Origin of the sequence: Streptococcus parasanguinis (assembly GCF_047465465.1) — a bacterium.
Taxonomy (GTDB): domain Bacteria; phylum Bacillota; class Bacilli; order Lactobacillales; family Streptococcaceae; genus Streptococcus; species Streptococcus parasanguinis_AI.
In genome coordinates this window covers 740,909-753,649 of the sequence record NZ_JASGZU010000001.1, presented here as the reverse complement: position 1 = coordinate 753,649, position 12,741 = coordinate 740,909, and the positions used below count along the sequence as shown (strand labels likewise).

Here is a 12,741-nt window from a genome sequence, read left to right as displayed (position 1 = left end):
ACAAAGGGACGATTCAGCTTGCTGATTTCAATCGTATCCTAGAAAGCAATTCTAAAATAGAAAAACTCAAGAAAGCCAGGTCTCTTCAGACTTGGCTTTCAAATAAAGAAAAGGAGACCATTATGTCGATTCAAAATAAAACCATGTTAATTACTTACTCAGACAGCTTGGGAAATAACCTCAAGGACCTCTATGAAAATCTGGAGAAATATTTTGGAGATGCAGTCGGTGGAGTTCACCTCTTGCCATTTTTCCCATCAACCGGTGACCGTGGCTTTGCGCCTGTGGACTATGACCAAGTGGATCCAGCCTTTGGAGATTGGGAAGATGTCAAACGCTTGGGCGACAAGTACTATCTTATGTTTGACTTTATGATCAATCATATTTCTCGTCAATCTAAGTATTATAAAGACTACCAAGAAAAGCACGACCAAAGTGCCTACAAGGATCTTTTCCTCAACTGGGACAAGTTCTGGCCGGAGAATCGTCCTACTCAAGCGGATGTGGACTTGATTTATAAGCGCAAGGATCGAGCTCCCAAGCAAGAAATTACCTTTGCGGATGGGACAACTGAGCATCTCTGGAATACCTTCGGGGAAGAGCAGATTGACCTGGACGTGACCAAGGAAGTGACCATGGACTTTATACGCAAGACCATCGAACATTTGTCGAGCAATGGTTGTGACCTCATTCGCCTAGATGCCTTTGCCTATGCAGTCAAGAAGTTGGATACCAATGATTTCTTCGTGGAGCCAGACATTTGGGACTTGTTGGATAAGGTGCGCGATATGGCAGCCAGCTACGGTGCTGAGCTCTTGCCAGAGATTCATGAACACTATTCTATCCAATTTAAGATTGCTGATCACGACTATTATGTCTATGACTTTGCCCTTCCAATGGTGACCCTCTATACCCTCTATAGCTCAAAAGTGGAGCGCCTTGCTAAGTGGTTGAAGATGAGTCCGATGAAGCAATTCACGACACTCGACACCCATGACGGGATTGGCGTGGTCGATGTCAAGGATATCTTGACAGATGAAGAGATCGACTATGCTTCAAATGAGCTCTACAAGGTAGGAGCAAATGTGAAACGCAAATATTCAACAGCAGAGTACAACAACTTGGACATCTACCAAATCAATTCGACCTACTATTCAGCGCTTGGAGATGACGATGGCAAGTATTTCCTAGCCCGCTTGATTCAAGCCTTTGCGCCAGGCATTCCACAAGTCTATTATGTTGGATTCCTAGCAGGGAAGAATGATTTGGAACTCTTAGAAAACACTAAGGAAGGCCGCAATATCAATCGTCATTACTACAGCAATGAAGAAATTGCTCAAGAAGTAGAGCGTGCAGTTGTGAAATCCCTTCTCAAGCTCTTTAGTTTCCGGAACAACTCGCAAGCTTTTGACCTAGAAGGAAGCATTGAAGTGGAAACACCAGATGAACATACCATTGTCATCACGCGCCAAAACAAGGACCAGACCGCCACAGCAGTAGCCCGAATCAATCTTGCTGACGGGACTTACCAAGTGACAGAAAACGGTCAAGACATTGTGTTTTAAAAAAATAGGAATGAACTAAAGGATAAGTGAAAAATCGCTTATCCTATTTTTCATTTCAAAAATTGCAACCGTTTACAAAACTATAAAACAATGGTACAATATCTATTGAAAGAAAGGAGGTCGCTTTATGAAAAAAATCATGTATCCATCTGCGGCCCTATTAGCGGCTTTTGCTCTATTGTCCGTCCAAACAGCAAAAGCAGACACAGCTCAAGCACCGGATCAAGCCAATGAACCGGCGGCAACAGTCGAAGAGGTGTTGGCTTCTCCAGCACCAGAAACCTCCACAGAAAATCAGGAAGGGGTAGCAGAACCGTCAACTGTGACTGATCGTGAAGCAGTCCCGGCAGCTTCCCCAACGGAAACAACAACGGAGAAGGCATCTCCTGAAGTGGAAAAACTGCTTGAAGACATGCCTCTCAAGCAAAAGGTTACGCAAATGATCATGCCGGACTTCCGTAAGTGGCAGGAGGCAGGTCAGGAGTCACCACAAGATCTTACTAAGGTCAATGCTGAAGTGGCAGAAGCTATTGATAAATATGATTTTGGAGGTGTCATTCTTTTCGCTGAAAACGTCAAAGAAACCAAGCAGACCCTAGCTCTGACCCAAGATATGCAAAAGGCAGCGATTGAAAACAAGGCCAATAACGGGAAGATTCCGCTATTGTTAGCGATTGACCAAGAAGGGGGGATCGTCTATCGCTTGGGTACGGGTACAGCTCTCCCCGGAAATATGGCGATCGGAGCGACCAATGATCCTAAACTAGCTAAAGAGGCCGGTCAAATCATCGGACGTGAACTTTCTGCACTAGGTTTGAATGTGGATTTCGCACCTGTATTGGATACCAATAACAATCCTCAAAACCCTGTCATTGGGCTTCGTTCCTTCTCCTCTGATCCAAACCGGGTTGCTTACTTAGGAATTCCAATGATGAAAGGGATTCAAGACTACAATGTCGCTGTAGCTGCTAAGCATTTCCCAGGTCATGGAGATACAGCGGTCGATTCCCATACAGGTCTCCCATTGGTGGATAAATCTCTTACCGAACTTGAAAAATTGGAACTCCTTCCATTCAAAAAAGCCATGGATGCTGGCGTAGACCTCTTGATGACGGCCCATATCCAATACCCACAAATTGAAAAAGATCAGGTTGTGTCAAAAGAAACTGGTGAGAAAATCTATGTCCCAGCGACACTCTCTGATGATATTTTAACGGGTTTGGTACGGAAGAAATACGGCTATAAGGGCGTGATTGTTTCTGATGCCATGGGAATGGATGCTATCGCTAAGAACTTCGGTGAAGTCGAAGCTGTAAAAATGGCCATCAAGGCTGGAGTTGATTTGGTCTTGATGCCAACGACCCTTCGCAGTAAAACCGATTTAAGCAAGATTGATACCATTGTCAATGCAGTGGTAGACGCAGTGCAAACGGGTGACATCTCAGAAGAACGTTTAAATGAGTCGGTTCGTCGGATCCTCACCCTCAAAGAAAAACGTGGGGTCCTGAATTTTGATCCGAGTGCTCGGACGCCTGAAAAAGCAGAAGAAGCAGTCGGCTCTACCCTTAATCGTGATTTGGAACGCAAGATTGCGGCAGCAGCGGTGACGGTTGTAAAAAATGAAGACCATACCTTACCATTTAAGGTGCAAAAAGGAGATCATGTCCTCCTCCTAGGAGCGTTTGAAAATGAAGTCCCTGGACTAAATTTGGGCATGCGTCGCTTAATCGCGGATGGGGTGCTTCCAAAAGATACCTCCTTTGTGGCCAAGAACTTCACCAAAGAATCCACCCTTGATAGTCTAAAAGAAGACCTCGAAAAAGCCACTCATATCGTAGTGATTTCAGAGATCGGTTATGAAGGGCAACTGGATAAAGATTTCTGGCGAACCAAGATCCCAACTGAAATCGTCCATTATGCTAACACCAACCATAAGAAGGCAGCTGTCCTTTCCATCTCGAAACCTTATGATGTAGCCAACTATCCAGCAGCCAAAGCTATTCTAGCAGTCTATGGAAATAAGGGAATGGATCCGACAGAATCCCTCAAACCAGACAATGCCTTCGGTCCTAATATTCCTGCAGGAGTGGAAGTCATCTTCAATGGCAAGGAACACCTAGGTACCTTACCGGTGGATATTCCAAAAATTGTAGATGGAAAAATGTCGGGAACAGAGTATGCTTACCGTATTGGTCATGGTCTCTTCTATCCAGCACCTGCTCCATTACCAACACCATTACCAACACCAGAAGCCCAAGACCCAACTTCACCAGTTCTAGATCCAACCCATCAGACAAAACCAGTAGTAGTTGGAAACACAGAGACACAGGCCCTTCTTAGCAAGCAAGAAAACGCAAGCTCTCTTGATGGTTCACAGGTTCGTCCGGTCTCTGTGTCACATGACACTGCTCAGGCTCCTGCAAGTGTATCCGCTAGTCCTGCTTCATCGGTATTGCCAAAAACCGGGCAAACCGAGAACCTCCTAGCCCTTATGGGTGTCAGCCTCTTAACCTTCCTTGGATCTTTTGTCTATCCAAGAAAGAAACACTAAGGAATGAAGAATCTCAATTGGGTCACTCCCAATTGAGATTTTTTGGTAAAATTTTACTAAAATTAACTCAAAATAGAAAAGTATAAGAGATTGAAGTAGGGCGGAAAAGCTCTATTGTAAGCTTTTTAAAGACAATATAAAAAATAAATAAAATTTTACTAAAAATACTTGAAGTTATCCTTTTAATCGTTTATAATACAAGTATAAAAACGTTTACAAAACTAAAAGGAGTTTCTCATGACTACATCAATCACGTCTCAAGATCTACAAGAAAAGTTTCAGGCTGTCTTTGGCGAGAAGGCTGACCGTACCTTCTTTTCACCAGGACGGATTAATTTGATCGGTGAACACACAGACTACAACGGAGGGCATGTCTTCCCAGCAGCCATTACGCTTGGTACCTACGGGGCAGCAAGAAAGCGTGAGGATAAGGTCTTGCGTTTCTTCTCAGGAAATTTTGAAGACAAGGGGATCATTGAAGTTCCGCTTGAAAACCTCCACTTTGAAAAAGAGCACAACTGGACCAATTATCCAAAAGGCGTGCTCCACTTCTTGCAAGAAGCTGGTCACATCATTGATAGTGGTATGGACGTCTATGTCTACGGCAATATTCCAAATGGATCTGGTCTTTCATCTTCAGCTTCGCTTGAGCTCTTGATTGGTGTCATCGCTGAGAAACTATATGATCTTCAGTTGGACCGTCTAGATCTGGTCAAGATCGGCAAACAAACCGAAAATCACTTCATCGGAGTCAACTCTGGGATCATGGATCAATTTGCCATCGGTATGGGAGCTGACCAACGGGCAATCTATCTTGATACTAATACACTAGAATATGATCTGGTACCGCTGGATCTCAAAGACAATGTTGTGGTGATCATGAATACCAACAAACGCCGGGAATTAGCGGATTCCAAATACAATGAACGGCGTGCGGAATGTGAAACAGCCGTCTCTGAACTCCAAGAAAAACTAGACATCCAAACCTTAGGGGAATTGGATCTCTGGTCCTTTGATGCATACAGCTACTTGATCAAGGATGAAAATCGCATCAAACGAGCTCGTCATGCAGTTCTTGAAAACCAACGGACCCTCCAAGCACGCAAGGCACTTGAAGCAGGTGACTTGGAAGGCTTTGGCCGTCTCATGAATGCTTCCCACGTTTCTTTGGAGCATGACTACGAAGTGACTGGTCTAGAATTGGATACCTTGGTGCATACAGCTTGGGAACAAGACGGCGTTTTGGGCGCTCGTATGACCGGAGCAGGTTTTGGTGGTTGTGCCATTGCCCTCGTAAACAAAGATAAGGTTGAAGCATTTAAAGATGCTGTCGGCAAACGCTATGAAGAAGTCGTTGGCTATGCGCCAAGCTTCTATATTGCAGAAGTTGCGGCAGGAACACGGGTGCTTGATTAAAAAGGAGATAGGATGACAGAACAGGTATTAGATGCATTTGTCACAGCGGTCATTAACGTCAGTGACTACGAAGAGATGGATCGGATCTATCTAAAAAATCGCGTTATGAGTCGCGTCGGAGAAGAAGGCCTAGACGCTCCAGCTCATATGGCAGACTTGATTGCACTAAAAGATCAACTGGTGGAGATTGCGCTTGCGAATAATAAGATCCAAGACAGCATGGCCGCCAAGGACAGCTTGGGTGCAGAGTTGATGGATTGGATCACCCCCAGCCCTAGTCAGGTCAACCATCGTTTCTGGGAGACTTACCGTCAGTCCAAGGAAGACGCGATTGCGGATTTCTATGCTCTCTCTAAGCGCAATGATTACATCAAGGTCAAAGCCATTGCGCAGAATATTGCTTTTGAAGCAGAGACTCCCTATGGCTCTCTTGAAATCACCATCAATCTGTCAAAACCTGAAAAAGATCCTAAAGACATTGCAGCGGCCAAACTTGCCAAAGCCAGTCATTATCCAGCCTGCCAATTGTGCTTTGAAAATGAAGGCTATCAAGGACGCCTAGACCATCCAGCTCGGGCCAATCACCGGATTATTCGCTTTGACATGGACGGCCATGATTGGGGCTTCCAGTATTCCCCTTATGCCTACTTCAATGAACACTGCATTTTCCTCGATAACCAGCATGTTCCCATGGCCATTAGCCGCAAGACCTTTGAGCGACTCTTGACCATTGTCGAGACTTTCCCAGGCTATTTTGCAGGGTCTAATGCAGATCTGCCCATTGTAGGGGGATCTATCCTGACTCATGACCATTACCAAGGCGGACGCCACACCTTCCCTATGGAGCTGGCAGAGATTGACCAAACCTTTACCATTCCTGGCTTCGAAGAGATTCAAGTGGGCATCGTTCGTTGGCCAATGTCAGTCTTGCGTCTGCAGTCAGATAACAAGGAAGAGCTGATTAACTTGGCAGATCATATCTTAGAAAGCTGGCGAGGTTACTCGGATCCAGCTGTGCAAGTCTTAGCCACATCTGACGGTCAACCTCATCATACCATTACCCCCATTGCACGGATTCGTGATGGCCATTATGTACTGGACTTGGTGCTCCGTGACAACCAAACCTCACCAGAGCATCCAGATGGTATCTATCACCCACATGCGGATGTGCAACACATCAAAAAAGAAAATATCGGCCTGATCGAAGTCATGGGTCTAGCCATTTTGCCTCCTCGTCTCAAAGAAGAGCTCAAGCAGGTTCAAGACTATCTACTTGGACGTGAAAACACTGTAGCTACCTACCACCAAGAATGGGCAGATGACTTGAAAGCTACTCACCCATCCATCATAGACGAAGCAGAGGCAGAAGCTATTGTTCGTGAATCAGTTGGTCAAATCTTTGCGCGCGTGCTGGAAGATGCCGGTGTCTACAAGCGAACAGCAGAAGGCCAAGCAGCCTTTGGACGCTTTGTCGCGACACTTTAAGTGTGGAGAAGAGGCAGAAATTTGGTACAATAAGAGAGAAGATAAAGAAGCGAAAGGAAAACAAATGGCAATACTCGTACTCGGAGGAGCTGGCTATATCGGTTCCCACATGGTAGACCGTTTGGTCAATGAAGGACAGGAAAAAGTCGTCGTGGTCGATAGCCTGGTCACAGGCCACCGTGCAGCGGTGCATCCAGATGCCGTCTTTTACCAAGGAGACCTAGCGGATCAAGACTTTATGCGCACGGTTTTTAAGGAACATGCAGATATCGATGCGGTCATCCACTTTGCGGCCTACTCACTAGTCGCGGAATCTATGGCAGATCCATTGAAATATTTTGACAACAATACAGCTGGCATGGTCAAACTCTTGGAAGTCATGCATGAATGTGGGATGCACTACATCGTCTTTTCTTCAACCGCTGCCACCTACGGTATTCCAGAAGAGATTCCGATTCTTGAAACCACTCCACAAAAACCAATCAACCCTTATGGCGAAAGCAAGCTCATGATGGAAACCATTATGCGCTGGGCCGATCAAGCCTACGGCATCAAGTATGTGCCTCTTCGTTACTTTAATGTAGCGGGTGCTAAGCCAGATGGATCGATCGGAGAAGACCACGGACCAGAGACCCACCTCTTGCCAATCGTCTTACAAGTAGCCCAAGGCAAACGCGAGAAGATCTCTATTTTTGGGGATGACTACAAGACACCAGATGGCACCAATGTCCGGGATTATGTCCATCCATTTGACTTGGCAGATGCCCATCTGCTTGCCGTGGAGTATCTCCGAAATGGCAACCCATCGACCGCCTTTAATCTGGGTTCATCGACTGGATTCTCCAATCTTCAAATCGTTGAAGCAGCTCGCAAGGTGACGGGACATCCGATTCCACTTGAGATTGCTGATCGCAGACCAGGAGATCCAGATACCCTGATCGCATCCTCTGAGAAGGCGCGTGCAATTCTCGGCTGGCAACCAAAATTTGATAATATCGAGACCATCATCCAAACAGCCTGGGCTTGGCATTCCAGCCACCCAGATGGCTACAATGATCGATAAGGAGGGACTGCGAACATCATTTTTGAGGCTTTTCTAATAACATCTAAAACGACAGTTGATCTTGCTAAATGACTCGTTTCAGACGTCAGTCATTTCCCTAACCATCATAAAAAAGTGAGGTATTCAAAATGAATAAAACCACAAAAATGTTAGCCGTCTTCTTGACAGCGGGTCTTCTTTTAGCTGGTTGTGGACAAAAAGAGAGTACGAAATCTACTAGTCCATCGTCCACTAAAGCGACCAGTAAAGCAACAAGCAAATCATCTGCTAAAGAAAAGAAAAAAGAGTCATCAACTGATGAAAGCAAAAAAGAGGATGCACTAGCAGGTGCACAAAAAACCGTTCTCGAAACGAGTGATGAAGCAGGTAAGTCAACCATCACCTTGTATTACAAGGGAGATACCTTGTTATTACAAGAAAAAGTTGATGATTACGACGTCTCAAAAGTGCCTGGTGAGAACCCTCTTGAAACCATGAAAGAAGCCGTTGCTAAGAGCCAAGAAAAATTCAAAGATCTGATGGGCCATGGATTTGAACTGACATCAGAATACAAAGACGGAATCTTTTATATTCGCAATACTATTGATTACACAAAAATCGATTTTAATAAATTAAAAGAAATCGTCCCAGGCTTTAATCCGCTAGATGACAAAACAGTTAGTTATTCAGTAACGAAAGACAGTCTTATCAAGGGCGGAATGGTAGAAAAATAAACAAAATAGAGAGCAGCATAGTTTGCTGCTCTTTTTTGTTTTGGTATGAATTCATGGGCATATTTTGGTAAAATAGGATTTAAACAAAAGTGAGTTTAAAGAAATTTAACTTAACTGTAGTATGAAAAAATAGCAGTAGTTAATGAGGTTTTTCTAATGATGAACAGTAGTATGAAAGAGACTTTTTTAGAAGCGATCGATCATTTGTTGTCTATCATTGACAAATATAATATTAAAAATATTGGTCCACAAGTGGATGAGCTACATATTTTGAAAGAATATGTAAATACTAATAAAGAAATGAGTTTAAGAGATAAATTGACAATTTACCAAGCCCTTTTTCCACCACATGGGGGACTTTCTGATATTTACTATTGGAATAATGATGTTGAATTAAGCAAACAGATTAATGAGACTATTACCGAATTAAAAATGGTTATTGCTAATTATTTATTGGAACGTGAAATCTTTTGAAGGCTAAGCTGGAACAAGATTCTGGTTGAGTAAAGAACATGCAGATATCATTGAAAAGGTATCTGATGGAGATAAGTATAAAATGAAACCAACAAGACTACAATGGGAAGATGTTATCCAATTTGAAGAGGTAAACTTACGATCGTGAATATATTTTACGAAATATAGAAGAAAGCAAACTTGCGAGATAATTCAGTAACTTTGACCAATATTTGGCGAAGGAGAAATTCCAGAAAACCTTGATGGGTATGGAACCGATGGACTGTCAAAGCTATCTTCAATGGCATGAATATGCTGAGTCAGGGCTAACAGTTCAAGAGCGTGTAAAACTGTTAGCTTGGACAGGCCTATTAATTCAAAATTATTTGCAAAAAGAGAATGCAGGACGTGCCTTGACACATACTGCAACAACGACGGCAATGACAGCAGTAGGAGTGTCCAGTTTAGATGCTGGGGTATTTGGAGTGGCTACAGCATTTGGTACAGAGGTTACCATGGTTTTTGCTTCATCCATAGCGCTTGGAACAACTCCTGTAGGCTGGTCTATTGTGGCGGGTATTGGGGTTGGTCTGGTAGTTGACTATGCTTACGACAATAACTTTTTAGGAATCAAAGATATAGCTAATGACATGGGAGATAGTCTTAATAAAGGAATCAAAAACGTTGGTAATGCTATCGATTCAGGTTTTAAATCAATTCAGAAAGTATTTGGGTGGTAAATGTGAAAATTAATTTTAGAGGATTAGATGTTGCTTATTTTGATGTGTTAGAGATGGGAGAGAAAAAGTATGTTCTCGATTCCAACTCCACGACACCAAAGAGTTATTATTGGGGACTTTCCCCTGAAACTCTTGAAGTGGATTTGATAGAACTTGATAGTCAGAATAAAAATTTTGACAAAAGAATTAATATGGGTCCTTCAGGAATGAGTATGGTAGGTGGTTTTTTTGGCCTTCTTTTGTATAGAGTAGCAACATCAATTTTTAGATATTATGATATTAGTCATAATCTGTATTTAAAAGTATCTTTATTTCTTATATCTATTTTGGTAGCTTATATTGTCTATCAAAGTATTTTAATGAAATCGAGGAAGGAGATTTCAAGTCGTTTATCGCAGGAAAAGAAGAGGTTTAAAATAGTCTTTCAGAATAATAAGAAAAAAAGACAATTCCATGCCTATCTGTTTATTCTTTTACATAGCCATTTATATGGGAGAAGATGATGGAACAGAAGCTGCCATTCTAGTGTTGAATGGTATGTTGGCTTATGTATTTATTTGGATTGAATCTGGCGCTATTCCATTGATTTATGATTATAACAAGAAATACTTAGAATTTAAAGAACTGAAAGAGGTATAAAATGAAACCAACAAAACTAGAATGGGAAGATGTTATCCAATTTGAAGAAGTTGAAGGATATGGGAAATCTATCTGGAAAAATGAGGATAAATATTATTTAGTTTCAGAAGAGGGAACTGTGGCTTCTTGGTTAGTAGTCTATGAATTACCCCAAGAATTATTCTCCCTATTAGATAGTGGAGAAAGATCGCTACTCGAAATATCTTGGAAGATTAAGCACGATCGTTGGCCACCGACGGAAGAAGAAAAGAAAGCTAGTGAGAAACAATTTATATTAAAAGGCTTAACTCCTTTAATAGCTAATCCTAAGAGTTGGGAATTATTTACTCAGGAAGAGCTTGAAAGATTAATTCCGCTTGCTGAACAGAAATGGATTGACTGGAGAGGCAAGCTTCCAGATGATTATGTATCGCCATTGAAATAGCTTGTAAGGATTTAGGCAAGTTCCTGTTTTCACTTTAAGTGGACTAAATGAATCGCAAAATATTGACAGAATTCCAATGATGAAAAGAACGTATTCTATAGTCGCTTTTGAAAATGAGCAAATAGTTCAGATGCTGCTCTTGAAGTTTACTGATCCAAAATTTCAATCCCTGTCGAATTTTTTAAATTCGGAAGTTCATAATTTTTATCTGGATGTTCGCGAAGCTTTGGAGAATGTCATTTCTGGAAGTATGGAAGAGTACGCTTTTGATGGAAATTTATTGGGGATTGAAGTTGGAAAAGAAATCACAGAAGTTTACTTCCAATTTGAGGAAGAACTTTTAGGTGAACCTTGCTTTATTCCTACGAATGTACTGTATAAATTGGTTCTAGAGTGGAAAGAAATGGAAGAAAGAATGAAAAGAGGGGAAGATATTTTTCCAGTGACTTTAGAGGATTGATGTTGAAATAATTCCCCGAATAATGGAGAAGTGATGAACAATAAAGAAGTAAAAGATTTATTTTATAAAGTCCCTGAAGAGGTTGATTATGCAGATATATTGGAAGATGTTGATCTAGAGGATGTTCCTGAAGAAACGATTCAAAAGTTGACTTCATTATTGGACAGTGATGATGACTATTTACGCTATCAAGCCTCTAGATTATTGACCATTTGGGGGATCAGAGAAGGCTTTGATGTCTTGACTCAGATGTACAGTCAAGGGCAATTAGAGTGGATGATTTCGCATCGTCTGTATGGCTATGATGATACCAATCGGATTTTTCTATATGATATCGTAAATTATTGGGCGAGCCGGTATGATTTGGGCGAAGAGAAGATGGCTAGAGGAGAAATTTGTCCTTATGTTTGTAAAATCATCGAACAGGCTGAGACTGGATATTATGATATTTCAAAAATATATCGCTTGGTTAGTGAGGAACATTATACGGAATACATCCCCTACTTGAAACACTTCCTTGCAACCATCTTGGACAAACCTGAGGATAATTATTGGCGAATTCATGATACCTTGAAGCTATTCCTCAAGGTAGATTCTGACTATGTGACACAGTTATTAAAAGAAAAGAACAAATCATTAGGAGATTTTGGAATCGAGGATAAAGGTGAAAGACATTAAATTTTATAAAGTAAATGATGATTATGGTTTTATGTCCAATTTTGCTCCCTACCCTTTTTCAGATGGAAGCAATATCTGGCCAACATCAGAGCATTATTTTCAAGCGCAAAAGTTTTTAGTGCCCCAAATTCAAGAAAAAATTCGTCAGATAGCATCTCCAATGGATGCTGCCTTAGAGGGACGCAATCGTCAAAATCCCTTGAGACCAGATTGGGAAGAGGTCAAAGATGAGGTGATGCTCCAGGCACTTCGAATGAAATTTAGCCAAAATCCAGAAATTGCAAAGGGATTGGTCGCAACAGGAGATGCCATCCTCATCGAACATACACGAAATGACGACTACTGGGCTGATGGGGGAGATGGTTCTGGGAAGAACAAGCTAGGCCTTCTCCTAATGCAAGTACGAGAAGAGTTGAAAAACGCTACCCTGTAAGCTCTCTCCTCTAGCTATTCCATTTAACAGTCTGGGTTTGGTATAACAGTCAACTAGATAGTTACAATGATCAACAGGAGATATTCCTGAAGGTGTAATGTAAGATATTAGTGAAAAGATC

Annotated in this window: 12 protein-coding genes and 1 pseudogene; all 13 read left to right on the top strand. The window is 42.1% G+C overall.

Going from position 1 to position 12,741, the window contains the following annotated elements; translation table 11 throughout:
* The first annotated feature begins 122 nt into the window (after positions 1–122).
* On the top strand, positions 123–1,565 hold the full coding sequence (gene gtfA / locus QM351_RS03830; RefSeq protein ID WP_414326619.1) for a sucrose phosphorylase: 1,443 nt from the start codon (positions 123–125) through the stop codon (positions 1,563–1,565).
* 127 nt (positions 1,566–1,692) lie between these two features.
* The gene (locus QM351_RS03825; RefSeq protein WP_414326617.1) at positions 1,693–4,116 is read left to right on the top strand and encodes a glycoside hydrolase family 3 N-terminal domain-containing protein; all 2,424 of its coding nucleotides are present in this window, start codon (positions 1,693–1,695) and stop codon (positions 4,114–4,116) included.
* A gap of 237 nt (positions 4,117–4,353) precedes the next feature.
* Positions 4,354–5,532 (top strand): galactokinase, encoded by a 1,179-nt coding sequence (locus QM351_RS03820; RefSeq protein ID WP_414326615.1) that lies wholly within the window; start codon positions 4,354–4,356, stop codon positions 5,530–5,532.
* 12 nt (positions 5,533–5,544) lie between these two features.
* Positions 5,545–7,017, top strand: a complete 1,473-nt coding sequence (gene galT, locus QM351_RS03815) for a UDP-glucose--hexose-1-phosphate uridylyltransferase (protein WP_414326613.1) — start codon at positions 5,545–5,547, stop codon at positions 7,015–7,017.
* Positions 7,018–7,081: 64 nt separating this feature from the next.
* Positions 7,082–8,080 (top strand): UDP-glucose 4-epimerase GalE, encoded by a 999-nt coding sequence (galE, locus tag QM351_RS03810; RefSeq protein ID WP_414326611.1) that lies wholly within the window; start codon positions 7,082–7,084, stop codon positions 8,078–8,080.
* A 128-nt stretch (positions 8,081–8,208) separates the two neighbouring features.
* Positions 8,209–8,793: a DUF1307 domain-containing protein gene (locus tag QM351_RS03805; RefSeq protein WP_021153456.1), complete on the top strand. Its 585-nt coding sequence runs from the start codon at positions 8,209–8,211 to the stop codon at positions 8,791–8,793.
* A gap of 156 nt (positions 8,794–8,949) precedes the next feature.
* Positions 8,950–9,267 (top strand): ABC transporter, encoded by a 318-nt coding sequence (locus tag QM351_RS03800; RefSeq protein ID WP_414326609.1) that lies wholly within the window; start codon positions 8,950–8,952, stop codon positions 9,265–9,267.
* 239 nt (positions 9,268–9,506) lie between these two features.
* Positions 9,507–9,986 (top strand): hypothetical protein, encoded by a 480-nt coding sequence (locus QM351_RS03795; RefSeq protein ID WP_414326608.1) that lies wholly within the window; start codon positions 9,507–9,509, stop codon positions 9,984–9,986.
* A pseudogene (locus QM351_RS03790) lies at positions 9,980–10,625 on the top strand (DUF443 family protein). Before QM351_RS03795 ends, QM351_RS03790 begins: the two are co-directional and overlap by 7 nt.
* Before the next feature lies 1 nt (position 10,626).
* The gene (locus QM351_RS03785) at positions 10,627–11,049 is read left to right on the top strand and encodes a hypothetical protein (protein ID WP_277838787.1); all 423 of its coding nucleotides are present in this window, start codon (positions 10,627–10,629) and stop codon (positions 11,047–11,049) included.
* Between the two features lie 76 nt (positions 11,050–11,125).
* Positions 11,126–11,509, top strand: coding sequence for a hypothetical protein (locus QM351_RS03780; RefSeq protein WP_414326607.1), 384 nt, complete (start codon positions 11,126–11,128; stop codon positions 11,507–11,509).
* Between the two features lie 33 nt (positions 11,510–11,542).
* Positions 11,543–12,187 (top strand): hypothetical protein, encoded by a 645-nt coding sequence (locus tag QM351_RS03775; protein WP_414326605.1) that lies wholly within the window; start codon positions 11,543–11,545, stop codon positions 12,185–12,187.
* Complete coding sequence (locus QM351_RS03770; protein WP_414326603.1) at positions 12,174–12,620, top strand: NADAR family protein; 447 nt, start codon at positions 12,174–12,176, stop codon at positions 12,618–12,620. Before QM351_RS03775 ends, QM351_RS03770 begins: the two co-directional genes overlap by 14 nt.
* Positions 12,621–12,741: the final 121 nt, after the last annotated feature.

Coding starts and splice junctions, on each gene's coding strand:
- QM351_RS03775 (WP_414326605.1), top strand. CDS start 11,543: ATGAACAATAAAGAAGTAAAAGATTTATTTTATAAAGTCCCTGAAGAG.
- QM351_RS03800 (WP_414326609.1), top strand. CDS start 8,950: ATGATGAACAGTAGTATGAAAGAGACTTTTTTAGAAGCGATCGATCAT.
- gtfA (WP_414326619.1), top strand. CDS start 123: ATGTCGATTCAAAATAAAACCATGTTAATTACTTACTCAGACAGCTTG.
- QM351_RS03785 (WP_277838787.1), top strand. CDS start 10,627: ATGAAACCAACAAAACTAGAATGGGAAGATGTTATCCAATTTGAAGAA.
- QM351_RS03825 (WP_414326617.1), top strand. CDS start 1,693: ATGAAAAAAATCATGTATCCATCTGCGGCCCTATTAGCGGCTTTTGCT.
- QM351_RS03805 (WP_021153456.1), top strand. CDS start 8,209: ATGAATAAAACCACAAAAATGTTAGCCGTCTTCTTGACAGCGGGTCTT.
- galT (WP_414326613.1), top strand. CDS start 5,545: ATGACAGAACAGGTATTAGATGCATTTGTCACAGCGGTCATTAACGTC.
- galE (WP_414326611.1), top strand. CDS start 7,082: ATGGCAATACTCGTACTCGGAGGAGCTGGCTATATCGGTTCCCACATG.
- QM351_RS03780 (WP_414326607.1), top strand. CDS start 11,126: ATGATGAAAAGAACGTATTCTATAGTCGCTTTTGAAAATGAGCAAATA.
- QM351_RS03820 (WP_414326615.1), top strand. CDS start 4,354: ATGACTACATCAATCACGTCTCAAGATCTACAAGAAAAGTTTCAGGCT.